Raw genomic sequence first — 24,267 nt, forward strand, 5'->3', positions numbered from 1 at the left:
CCGCACCCTAGCGCCTACCTCCCCCATACCGTTCATCCGCCGCGCGCCATTGGCGTAGCAAGAAGGGCCCCGCACCCAGCCGAAGTCGTCCACACAATGGGACTCATCGCGCCCCTTGCATCGTTACCGGCAGCTCGCGAGCGAGTCTGCGCGCGCATCCAGAATGTGTTCCGCTGCGGCTCGAAATCGGATAGACAGGTGGCAACAGGGTGTTCCCCCAAGGAGTCTCCCGTGTTGCCGTCATTTTCTCCCGCTCTTCTCGCGCTCGCCGACGGCACGGTCTTTCGTGGTTATTCGATCGGGGCCCCCGGGCACACCATCGGTGAAGTCGTGTTCAACACCGCCATCACCGGCTATCAGGAAATCCTGACTGACCCGAGCTACGCGCGCCAGATCGTGACCCTCACGTACCCGCATATCGGCAACGTCGGCGTGAACGCCGAAGACGTCGAAGCGACGAAAGTCCATGCCGCCGGCCTGATCATCCGTGATCTGCCGGTTCTCGCGTCGAACTTCCGCATGGAGCGTACGCTCCCGCAATATCTGCAGGACGAAGGCGTGGTCGCCATCGCCGGCATCGACACCCGCAAGCTGACCCGCCTGCTGCGCGACAAGGGCGCGCAAAACGGTGCGATCCTCGCTGGGTCCGACGACGAAGCCAAGGCCATCGAACTCGCGCGCTCGTTCCCGGGCCTCGCCGGCATGGACCTCGCGAAGGTCGTGTCGACCGGGCAAACCTACGAGTGGACCAAAACCGAATGGCGCTTGGGCACGGGCTACGGCGAGCAGAAGGCGCCGAAGTACCGCGTGGTCGCATTCGATTACGGCGTCAAGCAGAACATCCTGCGTATGCTGGCCGAGCGCGGCTGCCATGTCACCGTGCTGCCGGCGCAAGCGAGCGCCGCCGACGCGCTCGCGCTCAACCCGGACGGCGTGTTCCTGTCGAACGGCCCCGGCGACCCGGAGCCGTGCGACTACGCGATCGCGGCGACGAAGGAGTTCATCGAGCGCGGCATTCCGACCTTTGGCATTTGCCTTGGCCACCAGATCATGGGCCTCGCGGTCGGCGCAAAGACGATGAAGATGAAGACTGGCCACCACGGCGCGAATCACCCAGTCAAGGATCTCGAAGACGGCCGCGTGGTGATCACGTCGCAGAACCACGGCTTCGCGGTCGATGCCGACACACTGCCCGCCAACGCGCGCGTGACCCACGTATCGTTGTTCGACGGCACGCTGCAGGGCTTTGCGCTGACCGACAAGCCGGCGTTTTGCTTCCAGGGCCACCCGGAAGCGTCGCCCGGTCCGAACGACATCGCGTATCTGTTCGATCGCTTCACCGCGTTGATGGACGCGCAGAAGAGCGGCAAGAGCGCAGCGGCTTGAAGCACTAAAGGCCGGCCGCAAAGCCAGCCCGAGACGGAAACGAAAGCGGCTCGCGGCGGCCGCGGCGCCCCGCGGCACGATGCGGCGGGCGCGCCGCAAACAGCGCGCGCAACGTGAAAACGGCGCGCGCCGACGGAAAGAATTCAGGAATACATTAGCGAGAGCGTTATGCCCAAGCGGACAGACATCAAGAGCATCCTCATCATCGGCGCGGGTCCGATCATCATCGGCCAGGCGTGCGAGTTCGATTACTCGGGCGCGCAGGCATGCAAGGCGCTGCGTGAGGAAGGCTACAAGGTCATTCTCGTCAACAGCAATCCGGCGACGATCATGACCGACCCGAACACGGCCGACGTGACCTACATCGAGCCGATCACGTGGGAAGTGGTCGAGCGCATCATCGCGAAGGAGCGCCCGGACGCGATCCTGCCGACGATGGGCGGCCAGACCGCGCTGAACTGCGCGCTCGATCTGCACGCGCACGGCGTGCTGGCGAAGTACGACGTCGAGCTGATCGGCGCGTCGCCGGAAGCGATCGACAAGGCGGAAGACCGCCAGAAGTTCAAGGACGCGATGACCAAAATCGGCCTCGGTTCGGCCAAGTCGGGCACCGCGCACTCGATGGAAGAAGCACTCGCAGTGCAGGCGAAGATCGCCGCGGAAACCGGCAGCGGCGGCTACCCGGTCGTGATCCGTCCGTCGTTCACGCTGGGCGGTTCGGGCGGCGGCATCGCGTACAACCGCGACGAGTTCGAAGAGATCTGCAAGCGCGGTCTCGACCTGTCGCCGACGCGCGAGCTGCTGATCGAAGAGTCGTTGCTCGGCTGGAAAGAGTATGAGATGGAAGTGGTCCGCGACAAGGCGGATAACTGCATCATCGTCTGCTCGATCGAAAACCTCGACCCGATGGGCATCCATACCGGCGACTCGATCACGGTCGCGCCGGCGCAGACGCTGACGGACAAGGAATATCAGATCCTGCGTAACGCGTCGCTCGCGGTGCTGCGCGAAATCGGCGTCGACACGGGCGGCTCGAACGTGCAGTTCTCGATCAATCCGAAAGACGGCCGGATGATCGTGATCGAAATGAATCCGCGCGTGTCGCGTTCGTCGGCACTGGCGTCGAAGGCAACCGGCTTCCCGATCGCGAAGGTCGCGGCCAAGCTCGCGGTCGGCTACACGCTCGATGAACTGAAGAACGAAATCACCGGCGGGCAGACCCCGGCGTCGTTCGAACCGACGATCGACTACGTCGTCACGAAGATCCCGCGTTTCGCGTTCGAAAAATTCCGCGAAGCCGATTCGCGCCTGACCACGCAGATGAAGTCGGTCGGCGAAGTGATGGCGATCGGCCGCACATTCCAGGAGTCGTTCCAGAAAGCGCTTCGCGGCCTCGAAGTCGGCGTCGACGGTCTCGACGAAAAGACCGCCGATCGCGACGAGATCATCCGCCAGATCGGCGAAGCCGGTCCGGATCGCATCTGGTATGTCGGCGATGCATTCCGCGTCGGCATGAGCGCGCAAGAGATCTTCGAAGAGACCGCGATCGATCCGTGGTTCCTCGCGCAGATCGAACAGATCGTGCTGAAGGAAAAGGCGCTGGCGGGCCGTACGCTCGCGAGCCTCACGAAGGAAGAGTTGAAGTATCTGAAGCAGAGCGGCTTCTCGGATCGGCGTCTCGCCAAGCTGCTCGGCGCGAAGCCGGCGGACGTGCGCGCGCGTCGTATCGAGTTGAACGTGCGTCCGGTGTACAAGCGCGTCGACACGTGCGCCGCCGAGTTCGCAACGAAAACCGCGTATATGTACTCGACCTACGAGGAAGAGTGCGAAGCGAATCCGACGAACAACAAGAAGATCATGGTGCTGGGCGGCGGCCCGAACCGGATCGGCCAGGGCATCGAGTTCGACTACTGCTGCGTGCATGCCGCGCTCGCGATGCGCGAGGACGGCTATGAAACGATCATGGTCAACTGCAACCCGGAAACCGTGTCGACCGACTACGACACGTCCGACCGTCTGTACTTCGAATCGCTGACGCTCGAAGACGTGCTCGAAATCGTCGACAAGGAAAAGCCGGTCGGCGTGATCGTGCAGTACGGTGGCCAGACGCCGTTGAAGCTCGCGCTCGATCTCGAAGCGAACGGCGTGCCGATCATCGGTACGTCGCCGGACATGATCGACGCGGCCGAAGACCGCGAGCGTTTCCAGAAGCTGCTGCAAGACCTCGGCCTGCGTCAGCCGCCGAACCGTACCGCGCGCACCGAAGACGAAGCGCTGAAGCTCGCTGACGAAATCGGCTATCCGCTCGTCGTGCGTCCGTCGTACGTGCTGGGCGGCCGCGCGATGGAAATCGTCCACGAGCCGCGCGACCTCGAACGCTATATGCGTGAGGCCGTCAAGGTATCGAACGATTCGCCGGTGCTGCTCGACCGCTTCCTGAACGACGCGATCGAATGCGACGTGGATTGCATTTCCGATGGCGACGCCGTGTTCATCGGCGGCGTGATGGAGCACATCGAACAGGCGGGCGTGCACTCGGGCGACTCGGCCTGCTCGCTGCCGCCGTATTCGCTGTCGAAGGAGACGGTTGCCGAATTGAAGCGCCAAACGGCCGCGATGGCGAAGGCGCTGAATGTGGTCGGCCTGATGAACGTGCAGTTCGCGATCCAGCAGGTGCCTTCCAAAACAAATGCGGCTGATGGCGCGAAGGACGACATCATCTACGTGCTCGAAGTGAACCCGCGCGCGTCGCGCACGGTCCCGTACGTGTCGAAGGCGACCAGCCTGCCGCTCGCGAAGATCGCGGCGCGCGCGATGGTCGGCCAGAAGCTCGCCGCGCAAGGCGTGACGAAGGAAGTCGAGCCGCCGTACTTCAGCGTGAAGGAAGCGGTGTTCCCGTTCGTCAAGTTCCCGACGGTCGACCCGGTGCTCGGACCTGAAATGCGTTCGACCGGCGAAGTGATGGGTGTCGGACAGACGTTCGGCGAGGCGCTGTTCAAGTCGCAGCTCGCGGCGGGTTCGCGTCTGCCGGAGTCGGGCACGGTGCTGCTGACCGTGATGGACGCCGACAAGCCGAAGGCGGTCGAAGTCGCGCGCATGCTGCACGAGCTCGGCTACCCGATCGTCGCGACCAAGGGCACGGCTGCCGCGATCGAAGCGGCCGGCGTGCCGGTCAAGGTCGTCAACAAGGTAAAAGACGGCCGTCCGCACATCGTCGATATGATCAAGAACGGCGAGATCGCTCTCGTCTTCACGACCGTCGACGAAACGCGCGCGGCGATCGCCGATTCGCGTTCGATTCGCATGAGCGCGCAGGCGAACAAGGTCACCTACTACACGACGATGTCGGGCGCACGCGCGGCGGTGGAGGGTCTTCGTTATCTGAAGAACCTGGAAGTCTATGATTTACAAGGACTCCACGCTCGCCTAAACTAAGGCTTCGATACCTGTCCAAGATGTAAGTGCCGCGGTTAAGCGGCGTTCCGCAGGTGCTGTGGCCCGGGTCTGTCCATGGGCGGCGGCTTTCGCGGAATGCACTTAACCGCGGTGATTTTTTTTATGGCCGTTTTTTGCCTCCAGAGTTGTTTATGAGCACTATTCCATTGACGAAGCGCGGAGCAGACATGCTGCGCGATGAATTGCAGCGCTTGAAATCGGTCGAGCGTCCGGCCGTGATCAACTCGATCGCGGAAGCGCGCGCCCAGGGCGACCTGTCGGAAAACGCGGAATACGACGCTGCGAAGGAAAAGCAGGGCTTCATCGAAGGCCGCATCGCCGAAATCGAGTCGAAGCTCGCGGGCGCGCAGGTGATCGATCCGGCGCAAGTGGAAGCGGACGGCCGCGTGGTGTTCGGCGCGACGCTCGAGCTCGAAGACCTCGAGTCGGGCGCGTCGGTCAAATATCAGATCGTCGGTGACGACGAAGCGGACATCGACCACGGCCTGATCTCGATCAGCTCGCCGATCGCGCGTGCGCTGATCGGCAAATCGGAAGGCGACGTCGCGTCGGTGCAGGCACCGGGCGGCATTCGCGAATACGAAATCATCGCGGTCAGCTACATCTGAGGATGGCGCCGCTGTCTCTGATGCCGCATCGTTTATTCCGCCTGTTGACGGTGGTGTGGGTCGGTAGCCTGTTGACTATCGGCTACGCGGTTGCGCCCGTGCTGTTCACGTCGCTCGACCGCATGACGGCGGGTGCCATTGCCGCGCAGCTGTTTCGGATTCAGGGAGTGATTGGCGTCGTGTGCGGTATTTTGCTGCTCGGTCTTGCCAATCTGCTCGTGCGGCGCGGTAGTGGCGTGTATCGCCGCCTGCGCTGGCTGCTCGCCGGTATGCTCGTATGCGTGCTAGTTGGCTATTTCGCGTTGCAGCCGTTCATGAACGCGATGCGCGTCGCGGCGCTCGAGGCGGGCGCAGACGTCGGACATTCCGTTTATGCGACGCGCTTCGGCATCCTGCATGGCGTGTCGAGTCTGTTCTATCTGATCGAGAGCCTGCTAGGTGCTGCGCTCGTGTGGCTGCTGCCGGTGCATGTCGGTAGCGCGGCCGACGAAAAGGGCGCGCGCGGAGTCGCGGGAAAGGTGGCGGGCTGAGGCTCGCGGGTGGCTGGTGGTGTGACGCGGCGCTATGTTCCCCGGTCGATGCCGAACCGATGCCCGCGATGAACTTCATGTTGCGACGAATCGTCGCTATTCCGGCGGCCAGCTACGGTTCATTGGCGCCGTTTCGGGCCTTGCGCCCAAGCCCGCCAACGCGCGGTGCGGACCCGGTCCGCACCTTCGCCGCGTGTGCTCTTACTTCGACTGATGCGAACGCTTCGCGCTGGTTTGACGCTTCTTCGCGCGCTTGATGTTGCCGCCCTGCGTCACGCGTTCATTGCCGCGCACCAGCACCGCTTTCGCTCGCGGCTTGCGCATCGGCACGTCGGTCGGCTTCACCACTTTGACGATGCGCGGTGCGCGGCCCTTGGCCGGCCGGGCTTCTTCAGCTGCCGCTTCACGGGCGCTCGGCAACGCGCCGCGCTTCGCTTTTGCCGCCGGTTGTGCCGATTCTGGCTTCCAGATCACGAGCAACTTGCCGATATGCTGAATCGGTGCCGCGTTCAGCGTGTCGCAGATCTCTTCGTAGATGGCGATGCGCTCCTCGCGCTCATCACCGAACACGCGGATTTTGATCAGTTGATGCGCTGCGAGGTGCACCCTGATTTCGGCGAGTACAGCATCGGTCAAGCCTTCGGCCCCGACGAGCACGACCGGTTTGAGCGCATGTGCCTGGGAGCGCAACTCGGCGCGTTGGTCGGAAGAGACTTTGAGGGCTGGCATGGAAAGTGGAAGACTCGACTAAAATGGCGGCTCCTGCACTTTCGTCCGATCGCCGAGCGATTCGGGCGGGTTGATTCAGCAGGATGCGCGTCAGAACAACAGAATCGCGGATGGCCGCCAGTCTGGCGGTGGCCGCGCGAATTAACCGCGTATTATCCCCTAAAGCGCGACTTGACGCAGCAATAGTTCAATCTTTAATGGCAAAAAACAAGTTCAATACCGCGTGGCTGCACGACCACATCAACGATCCGTACGTCAAAATGGCGCAGCGGGAAGGTTATCGTGCCCGCGCGGCCTACAAGCTCAAGGAAATCGACGAACAGGACAAGCTGATCCGCCCCGGACAGGTGATCGTCGATCTCGGTTCCTCGCCGGGCAGCTGGAGTCAGTACGCGCGTAACAAGCTGGCCGGCGGCTCGCAGCGCAACGCGGAACGCGAAGGTGGCATCGACGGCACGATCATCGCTTTGGACATTCTGCCGATGGAGCCGGTAGCCGACGTGCACTTCATCCAGGGGGATTTCCGCGAAGACTCGGTGCTGGTCCAGCTGGAAGAGTTGGTCGGCGCGCGCCAGGTAGACCTTGTAATTTCGGATATGGCACCCAACCTGTCCGGTGTGGCGATCGCGGACGCGGCGCGGATCGAGCATTTATGCGATCTCGCGCTCGAATTCGCACAAAATCACCTGAAGCCCGATGGTGCCCTTTTAGTCAAATGCTTTCACGGCAGCGGATATAGTCAGATTGTCGAAAAGTTCAAGCGCCAATTCAAGGTGGTGGCAGCCCGCAAGCCGAAGGCGTCGCGGGATAAATCGTCAGAAACATTTATTTTGGGTAAGCATTTGAAGCGTCTCGCGTAGGGATGCGGCGAGCCGGTTCCATTTCTGCCAATAACTAGCCCGATGCGTCGGAGACCGGCGTCAAGCTGGCCCGCTACCCTATTTCCGTGGTAGTGAAACGCTATGGCAGGGGTCTGCGGACTGGATTAGAATGCTTTCGTGGTGCCGCAAGGCAAATGTAGGCGCCCGTCTAAGTGAAGGAGTGGTGCTTTGAACAACAATATGTTTTCGAAAGCAGCAGTGTGGCTGGTGATCGCACTGGTGCTGTTTACGGTGTTCAAGCAGTTCGACAAGCCCCGTGTCCAGGAAGGCGTTTCCTATTCGCAGTTCATGGACGACGCGAAGAACGGCAAAGTCAAGAACGTCATTGTCCAGGGGCGGAACCTCACGGTCACTCCAGCAGACGGCCAGAAGTACCAGATCGTGTCGCCCGGCGACATCTGGATGGTCGGCGATCTGATGAAGTATGGTGTACAGGTGAGCGGCAAGGCTGACGACGAACCCAATGCACTGATGTCCGTGTTGTATTACCTCGGGCCGACGATCCTGATCATCGGTTTCTGGTTCTACATGATGCGACAGATGCAGGGGGGCGGCAAAGGCGGGGCCTTCTCGTTTGGCAAGTCGCGCGCGCGGCTGATCGACGAGAACAACAACGCAATCAATTTCACCGACGTTGCCGGTTGCGACGAAGCCAAGGAAGAAGTGTCGGAGCTCGTCGACTTTTTGCGCGATCCGCAGAAATTCCAGAAGCTCGGTGGTCGTATTCCGCGCGGCGTGCTGCTCGTTGGCCCGCCGGGAACCGGTAAGACGCTGCTCGCACGCGCGATCGCCGGCGAGGCGAAGGTGCCGTTCTTCAGCATTTCGGGTTCGGATTTCGTGGAAATGTTCGTCGGCGTCGGCGCGGCTCGCGTGCGCGACATGTTCGAGCAGGCCAAGAAGCACGCGCCGTGTATCGTGTTCATCGACGAAATCGACGCGGTCGGCCGTCATCGCGGCGCCGGCATGGGCGGCGGTAACGACGAGCGCGAACAGACGCTGAACCAGATGCTCGTCGAAATGGACGGCTTCGAGGCGAACTCGGGTGTCATCGTGATCGCTGCGACGAACCGTTCGGATGTACTCGACAAGGCGCTGTTGCGTCCGGGCCGTTTCGACCGCCAGGTGTACGTCGGTCTGCCCGATATCCGCGGCCGCGAGCACATCATGAAGGTGCACCTGCGCAAGGTACCGATTTCGAACGACGTCGATGCGGCAGTGATCGCGCGCGGCACGCCGGGTTTCTCGGGCGCCGATCTCGCGAACCTCGTCAACGAAGCAGCGCTGTTCGCGGCGCGCCGTGGCAAGCGCATCGTCGAAATGACCGATTTCGAGGACGCGAAGGACAAGATCTTCATGGGTCCGGAGCGCAAGTCGGCCGTGATCCGCGAAGAATCGAAGCGTGCGACCGCGTATCACGAATCGGGTCACGCGGTGATCGCGAAGCTGTTGCCGAAGGCCGATCCGGTGCACAAGGTCACGATCATTCCGCGCGGCCGTGCGCTGGGCGTCACGTGGCAGTTGCCGGAGCATGATAACGAAACGTACTCGAAGGACTATCTGCTCGACCGTCTTGCCATTCTGTTCGGTGGTCGCGTCGCGGAAGAGCTGTTCCTGAACCTCATCAGCACCGGCGCCTCGGACGACTTCAACAAGGCGACCCAGACGGCTCGCGCAATGGTTGCCCGCTTCGGTATGACAGATGCGCTCGGACCGATGGTCTATGTCGACGACGAAAACGACGCTTCGCCGTTCGGCCGCGGCTTCACGCGGACCATTTCGGAGGCGACGCAGCAGAAGGTCGATGCGGAAATCCGTCGTGTGCTGGACGAGCAGTACAATCTCGCGCGGCGCCTGCTGGAAGAGAACCGCGACAAGGTCGAAGCGATGACCGCCGCATTGATGGAGTGGGAGACGATCGACGCCGATCAGATCAACGACATCATGGCCGGCCGTCCGCCGCGTTCGCCGAAGAGTTCGCCGCCGTCGGCAAGCGACGCCTCGTCGGGCGGTAGCGCGGGCACCGAAGTCAAGCCGGGCAGCGCAACCGCGCCGGCCTGATAGGTAGCCAGTAGAAAGTGCGGGCCGGTGTGCTACACACCGGCCCGTTTTGCATTGATCCGTTCAAAGTGAAGCATTGTTACGTGTCGAAAGTCGATTGTTCTTCCGTACCCCTTCCAGAGCCGCTGCAGTGCGGCCGCTTCAAGCTGACGTTTGAACGCCCGTTGGTCATGGGCATTCTGAACGTCACTCCCGATTCCTTCTCCGATGGCGGCTTGTACGCGATGCGCGGCGATGCGCTGCGCCATGCCGAGCGCATGATGCTCGAGGGCGCGGACATTATCGATATCGGCGGGGAATCGACGCGTCCTGGCGCGCCGCCGGTGCCGCTCGACGAAGAACTGGAGCGCGTGATACCCCTCGTCGAGCAGCTGCGTGGCGCGAATGTGCCGTTGTCGGTCGATACATACAAGCCGGAAGTGATGCGCGACGCGTTGAACGCGGGCGCCGACCTGATCAACGACGTCTGGGGCTTCCGCATGCCCGGCGCGATCGACGCGGTGCGCGACAGCGACTGCGGCCTTTGTGTAATGCATATGTTAGGTGAGCCGCAGACCATGCAGCGCGGCGAGCCGCACTATGCCGACGTTGTCAGCGAAGTGCGCCAGTTCCTCGAGGAGCGTGTCGCGACTTTGCAGCAGGCGGGGATTGCGCGCGAGCGAATCAGCGTCGATCCGGGTTTCGGCTTCGGCAAGATCGTCGTCGAGCACAACTACGCGTTGCTTGCGCATCTGCGCGACACGGCGCCGCGCGCCGCGTCGCCATATCCGATCCTTGCGGGCATGTCGCGCAAATCGATGGTTGGCGCGGTGACAGGGCGGCCGGCGCCGGAGCGCGTGGCCGGCAGCATCGCCGCAGCGGTGTGCGCGGCCGAGCGGGGCGCCGCGATTCTGCGCGTACACGACGTCGCGCAAACAGTCGATGCATTGAAAGTATGGGCAACCCTGCGCGACGCTGCCAAGCAGAGCCGCGCGCACGGTTGAGCCCGCAGCCAGATACAGGGAGAACAAATATGGCACGTCGTTACTTCGGAACGGACGGCATTCGAGGCAAGGTCGGGGAAGGCCCGATCACGCCGGAATTCGTGTTGCGGCTCGGCTACGCGGCCGGCAAGGTGCTCGCGGGCGCCGATCAATGGGCGAAGACAGGCGCTCGCCCGACCGTGCTGATCGGCAAGGACACGCGCGTCTCGGGCTACATGCTCGAAGCCGCGCTCGAATCGGGCTTTTCGGCGGCCGGCGTCGACGTGATGCTGGCCGGCCCGATGCCGACTCCCGGCATCGCCTATCTGACGCGCGCGCTGCGGCTTGCCGCGGGCGTCGTGATCAGCGCGTCGCATAACCCGTACTACGACAACGGTATCAAGTTCTTCTCGGCCGACGGCAACAAGTTGCCGGACGACGTCGAGGCGCAGATCGAGGAGCAGCTCGAGCTGCCGCTCGCTTGCGCGGCTTCCGAGCAGTTGGGCAAGGCGCGTCGTCTCGACGACGCGGCCGGCCGCTACATCGAGTTCTGCAAGAGCACCTTCCCGGCCGCGTACGACCTGCGCGGCATGAAGCTCGTCGTCGATTGCGCGCATGGCGCCGCGTACGACGTCGCGCCGCACGTGTTCCATGAGCTCGGCGCGGAAGTGATCCCGATCGGCGTCTCGCCGAACGGCTTCAATATCAACGACGGCGTCGGCGCGACCGCGCCGGATGCGCTGGTGCGCGCGGTGCGCGCGAACCACGCGGACCTCGGTATCGCGCTCGATGGCGACGCCGACCGTTTGCAGGTAGTCGACGAGTCCGGCCGCCTGTTCAACGGCGACGAGCTGCTGTACGTGCTGGTCAAAGACCGTATCGCGACCGCCGGCCACGTGGAAGGCGCGGTCGGCACACTGATGACCAACATGGCCGTGGAGGTCGCGCTGCAGAGAGCCGGCGTCAAGTTCGTGCGCGCCGCGGTCGGCGACCGCTATGTGCTCGAACAGCTTCGCGAACACGGCTGGCAGCTCGGCGCCGAAGGTTCGGGCCACATTCTGTCGCTCGATCGCCATTCGACCGGCGACGGCATCGTGTCCGCTCTGCTCGTGCTGGCGGCGATGCAGCGCAGCGGCAAGTCGCTCGCGGATCTGCTCGACGGCGTCACGCTGTTCCCGCAGAAGCTGATCAACGTGCGCATGAAGCCCGGCGCGGACTGGAAGGGCAGCGATACGATTCGTAGCGCGATCAAGGTGGCCGAAGGCGCGCTCGACGGGCGCGGTCGCGTCCTGATCCGCGCGTCGGGCACCGAGCCGGTACTGCGCGTGATGGTAGAGGCGCAGAACGTCGCGGACGCGCTCGAGCATTCGGAAGCGATTGCGCAAGCCGTGCGGGTAGCAACGGCCTGATCTGTTCCCCAACAGGCGGCGGGCGGCGGCGACCGCTTGCGGCCTGACGGTCGCTCTGAGAGCTTCGGCGACCCGCGTGCCATGACCTTCGTCGCCGGCTTCACCCCAATAAATCCCCACGCTCCAGCCGCCAAAAGGTCGGTGCATCCCGCACCAAAATGTCTCTCCGCACCGAGCGCAAACGTTCGCGCCCCGTCTTTTTCGTCTAACTTGAAAAATGCAATGCAACGAGCATCGCAATCGCGGCAATTCGCCGGCTCCCGAACCTTTCATTGGGTAATGTGACTGTCACATCTGATTCACGATCAGTCACGTTTTTGTCATAAAGAGACCCTAAGCTTCGCGGTGTTCGAGTTTCCCGCTCACACCACACGCTCACACTCCATTGGAGGTCTCATGAAATTGATGCATACCGTGTTCGCTGGCGTCGCTGGCGCGCTTTTCGCAATCGCAGCGCAAGCCGCAGACATCACCGGCGCGGGCAGCACGTTCGCGGCACCGATTTACACGAAGTGGGCCGACGCTTATCAGAAGACCGGCGGCGGCAAGGTTAACTACCAGGGCATCGGGTCGTCGGGCGGCATCAAGCAGATCGAGGCGAAGACCGTCGATTTCGCTGGTTCGGACGCTCCGCTGAAGGACGACGAACTCGCGAAGCAAGGCCTGTTCCAATTCCCGACGGTGGTCGGCGGCGTGGTGCCGGCAGTCAACGTGCCGGGCGTGAAGCCGGGCGAACTGGTGCTGTCGGGTGAAGTGCTCGGCGACATCTATCTCGGCAAGATCAAAAAGTGGAATGACCCGGCAATCGTCGCGCTGAACGCGAAGGTCAAGCTGCCGGATCTGGACATCGCCGTGGTGCGCCGCGCCGACGGTTCGGGCACCAGCTTCATCTGGACGAACTACCTGTCGAAGGTCAACCCGGAATGGAAGACGAAGGTCGGTGAAGGTGCGACGGTCAACTGGCCGACCGGCACGGGCGGCAAGGGTAACGACGGCGTCGCGGCATTCGTGCAGCGTCTGCCGGGTTCGATCGGCTACGTCGAATGGGCCTACGCCAAGCAGAACCACATGAACTACGTCGCGATGAAGAACGAAGCTGGCGCAGTGGTTCAGCCGCAGACGGACACGTTCAAGGCAGCGGCTGCTGGCGCTGACTGGTCGAAGTCGTTCTACCAGATCCTGACGAACGAGCCGGGCAAGAACGCATGGCCGATCGTCGGCGCGACGTTCGTGCTGCTGCACACGACGCAGGAAAAGGCACCGCAAGGCGCGGAAACGCTGAAGTTCTTCGACTGGGCGTTCAAGAACGGCGGTCAGGCTGCGAACGATCTGGACTACATCTCGCTGCCGGAATCGGTCGTGTCGGAAATCCGCACGCAGTGGAAGCAGAAGGTCAAGGATTCGGCAGGCAAGACGCTCGCCGAGTAACAGGCGTAAGCTGGCGCGGTATGTCTGAATCGCGCCTCGTAGCACCCCGGCCGTCCTCGTACGAGGACGGCCTGTGACTTTCACGCGGCACGCGCCGCATGCATCACCGCCCGCCCGACAAGTGTCGTCCGGCAACTGGAAACAGGTCCCTCAGGCTCTCATGTCCGATATTCATTTAGCGTCCGGCACGAGCCGGGCCACTCCGCCTGGCAGCGCGTCGCAGCAAAAAGCGCCTGGCCGCTCCGGCGATGTGATCTTCGGCGGCCTCGCACGCCTTTCCGCGATCGTCACGCTGCTGCTGCTCGGCGGCATCATCGTGTCGCTGATCATCGCCTCGATGCCGTCGATTCGCGAGTTCGGTCTCGCGTTCCTGTGGACGGCGGTGTGGGATCCACCCAGCAAGCAATTCGGCGCGCTCGTGCCGATCTACGGCACTCTCGCGACGTCGATCATCGCTCTCATCATCGCGGTGCCCGTCAGCTTCGGCATCGCGCTGTTTCTGACCGAACTGTCGCCCGCGTGGCTGCGTCGGCCGCTCGGCATCGCGATCGAACTGCTCGCCGCGATTCCGTCGATCGTGTACGGCATGTGGGGCCTGCTCGTGTTCGCGCCGATCTTCGCGGTGTGGTTCCAGAAGCCTCTCGGCGCGGTGCTCGGCGGCATTCCGATCGTCGGTGCGCTGTTCTCGGGTCCGCCGATCGGCATCGGCATTCTGTGCGCGGGCGTGATCCTTGCGATCATGATCATCCCGTACATCGCGGCGGTCATGCGCGACGTGTTCGAAGTGACGCCGGTGCTGCTGAAGGAATCGGCCTACGGTATCGGCTGCACGACGTGGGAAGTGATCTGGAAGATCGTACTGCCGTACACCAAGACCGGTGTGATCGGCGGCATCATGCTGGGCCTCGGCCGCGCGCTGGGTGAGACGATGGCGGTCACCTTCGTGATCGGCAACACCAATCTGCTCGACAATATTTCGCTGTTTTCGCCGGGCAACAGCATCACGTCGGCGCTCGCCAACGAGTTCGCGGAAGCGGACCCGGGCCTGCACACGTCGGCGCTGATGGAACTCGGCCTGATCCTGTTCGTGATTACATTCATCGTGCTGGCGATTTCGAAAATCATGCTGCTGCGTCTCGAGAAAGGGGAGGGCGCGAAATGAGCGGGCCGTCCCTGAATATGCCGGGTCTGAAGGACCCCGCGACGCTCGAAGCGATGCGCGTGCGTCTGCAAGGGCGCCGTCGGATGACCAACGCGATCGCGCTGACGCTGTCGCTCGCGGCGATGGCGTTCGGCCTGCTGTGGCTCGTGTGGATTCTCTATACGACGCTGCATCTCGGGATCGGCGGTTTGTCGGTCGAGCTCTTCACGCAGTCGACGCCGCCGCCGAACACCGATGGCGGCGGTCTTGCGAATGCGATCGTCGGCAGCCTGTTGCTGGTCGCGCTCGCGACCTTCGTCGGCACGCCGATCGGCATCATGGCGGGCGTCTATCTCGCCGAATACGGCCAGAAGGGCTGGCTTGCGAACCTCACGCGCTTCATCAACGACATCCTGCTGTCGGCGCCGTCGATCGTCATCGGTCTGTTCGTCTACGCGCTCGTCGTCGCGAAGATGGGCCACTTCAGCGGCTGGGCCGGCGTGCTCGCGCTGGCGCTTCTGCAGATTCCGATCGTGATCCGCACGACCGAAAACATGCTGAAGCTCGTGCCGAATGCGATGCGGGAAGCCGCGTTCGCGCTCGGCACTCCGAAGTGGAAGATGGTGCTGTCGATCACGCTGAAGGCGTCGATCGCGGGCATCGTTACCGGTGTGCTGCTCGCCATCGCGCGGATTGCCGGCGAAACCGCGCCGCTGCTTTTTACCGCGCTGTCGAACCAGTTCTTCTCGGTCGATATGGGCCAGCCGGTCGCGAACCTGCCGGTCACGATCTACAAGTTTGCGATGAGCCCGTTCGCGCAATGGCAATCGCTCGCGTGGGCCGGCGTCTTCCTGATCACGCTCGCGGTGCTGGGACTGAATATCCTCGCGCGCACGATCTTCTCGAACAAGTAAGGGCGGAGTGAATCCGATGAACATGGCAGAAACCCAACTCAATCCGGTCGGGCACGCAACCGCGCCCGCGGGCTCCGACCCCGAACACAGCGCTCACGCGCAAACGCCGTCGCGTCCGAAGATCGAAGTCAAGGATCTCAACTTCTTCTACGGCAAGTACCACGCGCTGAAGAACATCAATCTGCAGATTCCCGAAGGCAAGGTGACCGCGTTCATCGGCCCGTCGGGCTGCGGCAAGTCCACGCTGCTGCGAACCTTCAACAAGATGTACGCGCTGTATCCGGAGCAGCGCGCGGAAGGCGAGATCGTGATGGACGGTGAAAACCTGCTGACTACGCGCCAGGATATTTCGCTGCTGCGCGCGCGCATCGGCATGGTGTTCCAGAAGCCGACGCCGTTCCCGATGTCGATCTACGACAACATCGCTTTCGGTGTGAAGATGTTCGAGAAGCTGTCGCGCTCGGAAATGGACGACCGCGTCGAATGGGCGCTGACCAAGGCGGCGCTGTGGAACGAAGTGAAGGACAAGCTCGGCCAGAGCGGCTACGGTCTGTCGGGCGGCCAGCAGCAGCGTCTGTGTATCGCGCGCGGTATCGCGATCCGCCCCGAAGTGCTGCTGCTCGACGAGCCGTGCTCGGCGCTCGACCCGATTTCGACGGGCCGTATCGAAGAACTGATCGCCGAACTGAAGAGCGACTACACGGTCGTGATCGTCACGCACAACATGCAGCAGGCGGCCCGCTGTTCGGACTACACTGCCTATATGTACCTCGGTGAACTGATCGAATTCGGCGACACAGAAAAAATCTTCATCAAGCCGGTCCGCAAGGAAACCGAGGACTACATCACCGGCCGCTTCGGCTGATCCGCCGGGCAATACAACGGAGTACGACATGTCCGATAAACATCTGTCCAGCCAGTTCGACGCCGACCTGAACCTCGTTTCGTCGAAAGTGCTCGAAATGGGCGGCCTCGTCGAATCGCAGATCGTCAACGCGATGCAGGCGCTCAACGAATTCGACCTCGGTATGTGCGAGCAGGTCATCGCCGCCGAAGACCGTCTGAACAAGATGGAAGTCGAGATCGACGAGGAGTGCAGCAACATCATCGCGCGCCGTCAGCCGGCCGCGCGCGATCTGCGCCTGCTGATCGCGATCTCGAAGACCATCACGAACCTCGAGCGCGCCGGCGACGAGGCCGAGAAGATCGCGAAACGCACCAGGCGTCTGATGGAAGACGGCGCCTCGCGCACCATCAACATCGCCGAGATCAAGCTGTCCGGCGAGATGGCCGTGTCGATCCTGCGCCGCGCGCTCGACGCGTTCGCGCGTCTGGACACGGTCGCGGCCGCGCAGATCGTGCGCGACGACAAGGCGATCGATGAGGAATTCCGCGCGTTCGTGCGCAAGCTGATTTCGTATATGACCGAAGATCCGCGTTCGATCTCGGTGGGCCTCGACTTCCTGTTCATCGCCAAGGCGATCGAGCGGATCGGCGACCACGCGAAGAACATCGCCGAATTCATCATCTACATCGTCAAGGGCACCGACGTGCGGCACCAGTCGCGCGACGCGCTCGAACGCGAAGCGCTCAGCTAATCCAGAGATAAGGAACAGAGGTGCCGATGCCCAGCAGCATTCTCGTCATTGAAGATGAGCCCGCCATTTCCGAATTGATTTCGGTCAATCTTCAACACGCCGGACACTGCCCGATTCGCGCGTACAACGCGGAGCAGGCGCACAACCTGATCAGCGACGTGCTGCCCGATCTCGTGCTGCTCGACTGGATGTTGCCGGGCAAATCGGGCATTTCGTTCGCGCGCGATCTGCGCAACAACGAGCGCACGAAGCATATCCCGATCATCATGCTGACCGCGCGCGGCGACGAGCAGGACAAGGTGCTCGGTCTCGAGATCGGCGCCGACGACTACGTGACGAAGCCGTTCTCGCCGAAGGAACTGATGGCGCGCATCAAGGCGGTGCTGCGCCGCCGCGCGCCGCAGCTAACCGAAGACGTGGTCGCGATCAACGGCCTGAAGCTCGATCCGGCCACGCACCGCGTCGCGGCGCATGCGGAAGGCAGCGAGATCAAGCTCGATCTCGGCCCGACCGAATTCCGTCTGCTGCACTTCTTCATGACTCACCCGGAGCGCGTGCACAGCCGCACGCAACTGCTCGACCAGGTGTGGGGCGATCACGTGTTCGTCGAAGAGCGTACCGTCGACGTGCATATCAAGCGTCTGCGTGCGGCACTCAAGCCGGCCGGGTGCGATGCTATGATTGAAACGGTACGCGGCAGCGGCTACCGGCTGGCGAAGAGCGCCTGACAGCCGTCGTCGGCGGCGCACTGCACTGCGTAGCTGTTGAGCCGCCGCACCTCCTTCCTGCGCTGTATTTTCTCTTCGATCGCTAGACCATGAACATCATCTGGGCGCGCTCCATCGTGTCCGTCGTGCTGCTTGCTGTTCTGTGCGCGGTGGTCGGCGCACTGGTGAACGTCAAGGCAGGGCTCGCTCTCGCCATCGTCATGCTGCTCGCACAGAGCGTCTTCAGTACCTTCCATAAGCAGCGTCTGTGGCGTCTGCTCGATGCGCCGGTGTACGGCGAAGTGCCGAGCGCCCCCGGCATCTGGGGCGAAATCTACTACCGTCTGCACAAGCTCGCGAAGCGCTGGCACGCCCAGGTGCGCCAGGTCGAGCAGCAGCATTCGCGTTTCATCCAGGCGATCCAGGCGTCGCCGAATGGCGTCGCGATGCTCGACGATCACGATCAGATCGAATGGTGCAACGCGATTTCCGAAAGCCACTTCGGGCTCGATGCGAAGCGCGATCTGCGCCAGCACATCACGCATCTGGTGCGCCATCCGGATTTCGTGCGCTATCTGAATTCGCATCGGTACGAGGAAATGCTGATCATGCGCGGCATGGGCGACAAGCGCCAGAACGTGCTGTCGGTGCAGGTGTTTCCGTATGGCGACAATCGCAAACTGGTGCTGTCGCAGGACATCACCGAACTCGAGCGCACCGATGCGATGCGGCGTGACTTCGTCGCCAACGTGTCGCACGAACTGAAAACGCCGCTTACCGTGCTGTCCGGTTTTCTCGAGACGATGCGCGAGCTGCCGTTGGGCGAGGCCGAGCGCGCGCGCTATCTCGACCTGATGGAGCAGCAGGCGTCGCGCATGCGTCATATCGTCAGCGATCTGCTGGTGCTCGCGACGCTCGAAGGTGACAACAAGCCGCCGAGCGATCAGATGATCGACATGCAGGCAGTATTGCGGCATCTGCGCGACGACGCGCAGAGCCTGTCCGGCGATCATCACAAGATCGTCTTCGAAGCCGACGAAGCGTTGACGGTAACCGGCGTCGAAACCGAGATTCTCAGCGCGTTCGGCAACCTGGTGACGAACGCGATCCGCTATACGCCGGACGGCGGCTCGATCAAAGTCACCTGGCGTGCGCAGGGTGGCCATGCGGTGTTCTCGGTCATCGATAGCGGCCTCGGCATTCCGGCCGCCGATATTCCACGACTCACCGAGCGCTTCTATCGCGTCGATCGCAGCCGTTCGCGCGACACGGGCGGCACCGGGCTCGGTCTCGCGATCGTCAAGCACGTATTGCAACGGCACGATGCGCAACTCGAAGTGAAGAGCGAAGAAGGGCGCGGCAGCACGTTCACGGTGCGTTTTCCGGTGTATCGGACCGCGCGCTGCCAAACCGCGCAGGTTTGAGTGCGGCAGCCGTCCGACTGGTCGATCCAGCAAAAAACCGCCTGAAACAGGCGGTTTTTTTATGCGCGCGGATTGTCAGGTGCCCGCCGTCGCGGCGAGCACCCGCGACGCGGGCGACTACGAACAGAACTTGCCGAGCAGGCTCATCTGCGCATTGCGCGACGCCTTGCCCGGCCGGCGCCGGCGATAGTGACCATCGCTTTGCATCAACCAGGCCGACTGGTTGTCGCCGAGAAACGCCGATAGCCCTTCCGCGATCACGCGCCGTTTCAGCCGCCGGTTGCTGACCGGGAATGCGACTTCGACGCGCCGGAACAGATTGCGATCCATCCAGTCGGCGCTCGACAGATAGACCTGCTCCTTGCCGCCGTCGTAGAAGTAGTAGATGCGATGATGTTCGAGAAAGCGCCCGACGATCGAGCGCACCGTGATGTTCTCGGAGAGTCCTTGCACGCCCGGCTGCAGCGAGCACACGCCGCGCACGATCAGATCGATCTTCACGCCGGCCTGCGCTGCTTCATACAGCTCGGCGATCACCGTCGGCTCGAGCAGTGCGTTCATCTTCGCGACGATGCGCGCCTTCCTGCCCGCCCGTGCGTGCTCGGCTTCCTTGCGGATCGCTTCGACGAGCTTCGGGTGCAGCGTGAACGGCGACTGCCACAATTCGTGCAGCTTCAGCTCGCCGCCGATGCCGGTCAGCTGTTGGAATACATGGTGCACGTCCTCGCAGATCTTCTGATCGGCGGTCATCAGACCGAAGTCGGTATAGAGGCGCGCGGTGCGCGGGTGATAGTTGCCGGTGCCGAGGTGCGCGTAGCGCTTCAGGGTCGACTTGCCGCCCGCCAATACGCGTCGCACGATCAGCATCATTTTCGCGTGGCACTTGTGGCCGACCACGCCGTAGACCACGTGCGCGCCGACCGCTTCGAGCTGCGAGGCCCAGTTGATGTTGGTTTCTTCGTCGAAGCGCGCGAGCAGCTCGACGACCACCGTGACTTCCTTGCCGTTGCGCGCGGCCTGCATCAGCGCGTCCATCAGCGGCGAGTCGGTGCCGGTGCGATAGATGGTCTGCTTGATCGCGACCACGTTCGGGTCCTTGGCCGCCTGCAGCAGCAGCTCGAGCACCGGCTGGAAGCTCTCGTACGGATGATGCAGCAGCACGTCGCCCTGATCGATCACGTCGAACATGCTCGTGCTGTTGGCGATCTGCGTCGGCGTCGACGGAATATGCGGTACGAACTTCAGATCCGGCCGGTCGACCATCTCGGGCAGCTGCATCAGCCGCACCAGATTGACGGGGCCGTTCACGTAGTAGCAGTCCTTGTTCGACAGACCGCTTTCGTCGAGCAGGCGCCGCACCACGTGCGCGGGCGTGTCCGCCGACACTTCGAGCCGCACCGCATTGCCCAGATGCCGCGCCGGCAGTTCGCCCTGCAACGCGACGCGCAGATTGGTGATTTCGTCTTCGTCGACGAACAGTTCGCTATTGCGGGTGATGCGAAACTGATTGCAGCTGCGCACGACGAGGTTTGGAAACAGTTCGCCGACGAAGCGTTGCAACAGCGAGCTCAGCAGCACGAAGCCGTGCGGATAGCCCGACAGTTCCTGCGGCATGCGCACGAGCCGCGGCAGCGCCCGCGGCGCCTGCACGATGCCCATCATCGCCTGGCGGCCGAATGCATCCTTGCCTTCGAGTTCGACGACGAAGTTCAGGCTCTTGTTCAGCACGCGCGGAAACGGATGGGCGGGATCGAGACCGATCGGCGTCAACACCGGCAGCAGTTCGTCGACGAAGTAGTTGCGCGCCCATTCGGTCTGCGCGTCGCTCCATGCTTCGGTGCCGTGGAAATAAATACCTTCCTCCTCGAGCGCGGTGAGCACCGTGTCGTGCAGCATCGTGTACTGGCGATGCACGAGCTTCTGCGCACGCTCGACCACGAGGTCGTACACGTGTTGCAGCGACATGCCGTCCGGCGACAATGCGCCGGGATTGTCGCGCATCTGTTCCTGAAGGCCGGCCATGCGGACTTCGAAGAATTCGTCGAGATTGCTACTGGTGATGCAGATAAACCGGAGACGTTCGAGCAGGGGGACGGCGGGATCGGCGGCTTGCGCCAACACGCGCTCGTTGAAACCCAGAATGCCCAGCTCGCGATTCAATAAGGGATAGCGGACGGACATCGGTGGCGAGATTGGAATGTCTGAAATGGCGACGGAAAGACGCTCGGAAATTCTCACGATTTGGTGACGTCCTGATGACATCGGCGATGTTTTAAACATTTTATGCCGCAATCGTCGGCTGTCGTCAATATGACGCGTTACCTATGCGACGATACCGAACTCCCTGCGCCGCGAGGTGACACCGTGAAGGCTGCTACGCTTAGAATGGCGTCTTTGAACAGTGCGGCCGGCCGCGACGCGCACCATGCGTCGAAGGGGCCGGGCAGGCGCGTGGCGCTGCCAGCGTCCGCCGCCACGCCCGCGGCCGCAGCCGCCGCGCTCGCGCGCATGGAGTACGCTTACCCGATGGTCACTATCCCTCATCTCCTCGCCGCCGTGGATCTCGGTTCGAACAGCTTCCGGCTCATCGTGGGCCGGGTCGAGGAAACCGACGCGGGCAGCCAGATCTATCAGGTCGACGCCTTGCGCGAGCCGGTGCGGCTCGCGGCCGGGCTATCGAGCGACAAAATGCTCGATCGCGCCTCGCAGGTGCGTGGCTGGGATGCGCTGAAGCGCTTCGGCGAGCGTCTGCGCGATTTTCACCCCGACCACGTGCGCGCGGTCGCGACCAATACGCTGCGCATCGCGAAGAATGCGGGCGAGTTTCTCGGCGAAGCGCAGGCGGCGCTCGGTTTTCCGATCGAAGTGATCGCGGGGCGGGAGGAAGCGCGCCTGATTTATGCAGGCGCCGCGCACTCGGTGCCGGCGAGCGCGGGCAAGCGGCTCGTCGTCGATATCGGCGGCGGTTCGACGGAATTCATCATCGGCTCGCACTACACGCCGATCAAGATGGAGAGCCTGTATATCGGCTGCGTGAGCCATAGCCGTACGTTTTTTCCGGCCGGCAACGTCGACGAATACACGATGCGTCAGGCCGAGCTCGCCGCGCGCCGCGAAATCCAGATCATTTCCGCCGAATACAAGAAGACCGGCTGGGAGCAGGCGATCGGCTCGTCGGGCACCGCCCGCGCGCTCGCCGAGCTGGTCGAGGCGAACAATTTCAACGATGCCGGCGTCACGCACGGCATTTCGCGCGGCGGCCTCGAGCGGCTCAAGCGCGCGCTGATCAAGGCCGAAAACGTCAACCGGCTGAAACTGATCGCACTGAAGAGCGACCGCGTGCCGGTGCTCGCGGGCGGCCTGTCGATCATGATCGCGGTGTTCGACGAACTGGGCGTCGACTATGTCGACACCACCGACGGCGCGCTGCGTCTCGGCGTCATGTACGACCTGCTCGGCCGTTCGCAGCACGAGGACATGCGTACGGTGACGGTCGGGGGCTTCATGCGCCGCTATGGCGTCGATCGTGCGCAGGCCGGGCGTATCAGCGATCTGTCGACGAGCCTCTACGACCAGTTCATCGAACCGGACGAAGAACGCCGCGCGGAAAACCGCATGTTCATCGGCTGGGCGGCGTCGCTGCACGAAATCGGGCTGTCGATCTCGCATAGCGCTTATCACAAGCATTCGGCGTATATCGCAAGCAACGCCGACATGCCGGGCTTTTCGCGCACCGATCAGGCGCGGCTCGCCGCGCTCGTGCTCGGCCACGCGGGCAAGCTCGGCAAGCTGTCGCAGACGCGCGACGTCGAATGGCCGCTGCTGTTCTGCCTGCGGCTCGCAGCGTTGCTGTGCCGTCGACGCGCGGACGTCGGCCTGCCGGGTATCACGGTTGCTCAGGCGAACGGCGGTTACGAGGTGCGTTTGCCGAACGAGTGGGTCGCCAACAATCCGTTGACGGACTACAGCCTGATCCAGGAAGCAGCGGAGTGGGAGAAAGTCGGGATTCCGTATCGCGTGGTTTATACGGACGATTGACGCGGCGCCGATCGGCGCACGCTTCGATTCGCAGCGTGCGCGTGCACAAAAAAGCCCTGCAAATGCAGGGCTTTTTCGCTTCTCAGGTGATGCAGCTTATCGCGGCAACGCATCGCCGAGGAAGTGTCGCGCGTAGCGGGCGTTGATATCGGACAGGCGGAACAGCGTCAGGAAGTCCGCGGTATTGAAGTCGGGGTCCCACGCCGGTGCGCCGCAAATCTTCGCGCCGAGTCGCAAGTAGCCCTTCACGAGCGGCGGCGGCGCGACGGCGGCGCCGGTCTGCAGGTCGTCGACCGGCAGCGGCGTATGCGGGAACGCGCGATATTCGGGCGCGGTCAGCGCGTTCTCGCGCAGCGAGCAATACAGGTTCGCCGCATAGTGGCCGCCGTCGGCCATCGCGACGCTCGCGCAGCCGAGCATCGTCTCGTAGCCGTTGTGCTTCATGTACGCGCCGAGCCCTGCCCACAGCGACATGATCACCGAGCCGCTGCGATAGTCGGGATGCACGCACGAGCGGCCGACCTCGACCATCTTCGCGCGCAGATGCGTGAGACGCGACACGTCGAACTCGCTTTCCGCATACAGACGGCCGATGCGCGCGGCCTGATGCGGCGGCAACGCGCGATACGTGCCGACTACTTTCAACGTGTCGAGATCGCGTACCAGCAAATGATCGCAGTACGAATCGAAGGCATCGACGTCGAGGCCGGCGGGGCCGCTCAAGCGCGCGCCCATTTCGTCGGCGAAGACGCGATAGCGTAGACGCTGCGCTTCACGCAGCTCTTCGTCGGTACGCGCCCACGACACTTGCAGGCGATGCTGCGCGGTAACCGTTTCCTCGGCGCGCGGCAGACGGCGCGGTTCGAAAAGCGAGGCGAAGGGCAGGGTGGGCGTCGGCAGTTCTCGCATTGGCTGTCCTGGTCGAAAAGAGGGAGGATTTCTTTTTTCGCCAATGTAGTAACGCGCGGTGACGCTCGCATGGCAAAGCTGTGACGATT

General features: G+C 63.0%; 19 protein-coding genes. 16 read left to right on the forward strand and 3 right to left on the reverse strand.

The annotated features are described in order from the left end of the window. Positions 1-231 precede the first annotated feature (231 nt). The 4 genes from carA to AB3X94_RS00615 all read left to right on the forward strand — a co-directional run bounded on the left by carA (position 232) and on the right by AB3X94_RS00615 (position 5,980). Positions 232-1,386, forward strand: coding sequence for a glutamine-hydrolyzing carbamoyl-phosphate synthase small subunit (gene carA / locus AB3X94_RS00600; RefSeq protein ID WP_176105535.1), 1,155 nt, complete (start codon positions 232-234; stop codon positions 1,384-1,386). A 168-nt stretch (positions 1,387-1,554) separates the two neighbouring features. Next, positions 1,555-4,821 carry a carbamoyl-phosphate synthase large subunit gene (gene carB / locus AB3X94_RS00605; protein ID WP_176105536.1) on the forward strand — a complete coding sequence of 1,089 codons (3,267 nt, stop codon included), beginning with the start codon at positions 1,555-1,557 and terminating at the stop codon, positions 4,819-4,821. Positions 4,822-4,973: 152 nt separating this feature from the next. Next, a complete protein-coding gene (gene greA, locus AB3X94_RS00610; protein WP_176105537.1) occupies positions 4,974-5,450 on the forward strand; it encodes a transcription elongation factor GreA in 477 nt (158 codons plus the stop codon). A 20-nt stretch (positions 5,451-5,470) separates the two neighbouring features. Next, positions 5,471-5,980 (forward strand): DUF4149 domain-containing protein, encoded by a 510-nt coding sequence (locus AB3X94_RS00615; RefSeq protein ID WP_368610559.1) that lies wholly within the window; start codon positions 5,471-5,473, stop codon positions 5,978-5,980. 201 nt (positions 5,981-6,181) lie between these two features. Here AB3X94_RS00615 and AB3X94_RS00620 read toward each other — a convergent pair whose 3' ends face one another. Then, positions 6,182-6,709, reverse strand: coding sequence for a YhbY family RNA-binding protein (locus AB3X94_RS00620; RefSeq protein ID WP_176105539.1), 528 nt, complete (start codon positions 6,707-6,709; stop codon positions 6,182-6,184). 197 nt (positions 6,710-6,906) lie between these two features. Here AB3X94_RS00620 and AB3X94_RS00625 point away from each other — a divergent pair, with 197 nt between their 5' ends. From AB3X94_RS00625 to phoR, 11 genes are all read left to right on the forward strand, one after another. After that, positions 6,907-7,569 (forward strand): RlmE family RNA methyltransferase, encoded by a 663-nt coding sequence (locus tag AB3X94_RS00625; protein ID WP_176124230.1) that lies wholly within the window; start codon positions 6,907-6,909, stop codon positions 7,567-7,569. A gap of 189 nt (positions 7,570-7,758) precedes the next feature. Next, positions 7,759-9,648 carry an ATP-dependent zinc metalloprotease FtsH gene (gene ftsH / locus AB3X94_RS00630; RefSeq protein ID WP_013090008.1) on the forward strand — a complete coding sequence of 630 codons (1,890 nt, stop codon included), beginning with the start codon at positions 7,759-7,761 and terminating at the stop codon, positions 9,646-9,648. A gap of 83 nt (positions 9,649-9,731) precedes the next feature. Then, positions 9,732-10,631, forward strand: a complete 900-nt coding sequence (gene folP, locus AB3X94_RS00635; RefSeq protein ID WP_309235006.1) for a dihydropteroate synthase — start codon at positions 9,732-9,734, stop codon at positions 10,629-10,631. Positions 10,632-10,660: 29 nt separating this feature from the next. Continuing rightward, positions 10,661-12,019, forward strand: a complete 1,359-nt coding sequence (glmM, locus tag AB3X94_RS00640; protein ID WP_176105540.1) for a phosphoglucosamine mutase — start codon at positions 10,661-10,663, stop codon at positions 12,017-12,019. 396 nt (positions 12,020-12,415) lie between these two features. Further along, complete coding sequence (pstS, locus tag AB3X94_RS00645) at positions 12,416-13,447, forward strand: phosphate ABC transporter substrate-binding protein PstS (RefSeq protein ID WP_368610560.1); 1,032 nt, start codon at positions 12,416-12,418, stop codon at positions 13,445-13,447. Positions 13,448-13,607: 160 nt separating this feature from the next. Next, the gene (pstC, locus tag AB3X94_RS00650) at positions 13,608-14,609 is read left to right on the forward strand and encodes a phosphate ABC transporter permease PstC (protein ID WP_176105542.1); all 1,002 of its coding nucleotides are present in this window, start codon (positions 13,608-13,610) and stop codon (positions 14,607-14,609) included. Then, positions 14,606-15,502 (forward strand): phosphate ABC transporter permease PstA, encoded by an 897-nt coding sequence (gene pstA, locus AB3X94_RS00655; RefSeq protein ID WP_176105543.1) that lies wholly within the window; start codon positions 14,606-14,608, stop codon positions 15,500-15,502. Before pstC ends, pstA begins: the two co-directional genes overlap by 4 nt. Positions 15,503-15,518: 16 nt before the next feature. Continuing rightward, complete coding sequence (gene pstB / locus AB3X94_RS00660) at positions 15,519-16,367, forward strand: phosphate ABC transporter ATP-binding protein PstB (protein WP_018433457.1); 849 nt, start codon at positions 15,519-15,521, stop codon at positions 16,365-16,367. 28 nt (positions 16,368-16,395) lie between these two features. Further along, on the forward strand, positions 16,396-17,100 hold the full coding sequence (phoU, locus tag AB3X94_RS00665) for a phosphate signaling complex protein PhoU (protein WP_176105544.1): 705 nt from the start codon (positions 16,396-16,398) through the stop codon (positions 17,098-17,100). Between the two features lie 26 nt (positions 17,101-17,126). Beyond that, the gene (gene phoB / locus AB3X94_RS00670) at positions 17,127-17,828 is read left to right on the forward strand and encodes a phosphate regulon transcriptional regulator PhoB (RefSeq protein ID WP_008922879.1); all 702 of its coding nucleotides are present in this window, start codon (positions 17,127-17,129) and stop codon (positions 17,826-17,828) included. A gap of 89 nt (positions 17,829-17,917) precedes the next feature. After that, positions 17,918-19,231: a phosphate regulon sensor histidine kinase PhoR gene (gene phoR, locus AB3X94_RS00675; protein ID WP_368610561.1), complete on the forward strand. Its 1,314-nt coding sequence runs from the start codon at positions 17,918-17,920 to the stop codon at positions 19,229-19,231. Between the two features lie 117 nt (positions 19,232-19,348). On the opposite strand, the gene ppk1 is transcribed toward phoR, so the two are convergent. Next, positions 19,349-21,412, reverse strand: a complete 2,064-nt coding sequence (gene ppk1 / locus AB3X94_RS00680) for a polyphosphate kinase 1 (RefSeq protein WP_368610562.1) — start codon at positions 21,410-21,412, stop codon at positions 19,349-19,351. Between the two features lie 204 nt (positions 21,413-21,616). Here ppk1 and ppx point away from each other — a divergent pair, with 204 nt between their 5' ends. Further along, positions 21,617-23,269 (forward strand): exopolyphosphatase, encoded by a 1,653-nt coding sequence (gene ppx / locus AB3X94_RS00685; protein WP_176105546.1) that lies wholly within the window; start codon positions 21,617-21,619, stop codon positions 23,267-23,269. A gap of 96 nt (positions 23,270-23,365) precedes the next feature. Here ppx and AB3X94_RS00690 read toward each other — a convergent pair whose 3' ends face one another. After that, positions 23,366-24,178, reverse strand: a complete 813-nt coding sequence (locus AB3X94_RS00690; protein ID WP_368610563.1) for a GNAT family N-acetyltransferase — start codon at positions 24,176-24,178, stop codon at positions 23,366-23,368. Between the last annotated feature and the right edge of the window lie 89 nt (positions 24,179-24,267).

The sequence above is a fragment of the Paraburkholderia sp. BR10923 genome (assembly GCF_040948765.1).
GTDB classification, from domain to species: Bacteria; Pseudomonadota; Gammaproteobacteria; order Burkholderiales; family Burkholderiaceae; genus Paraburkholderia; species Paraburkholderia youngii.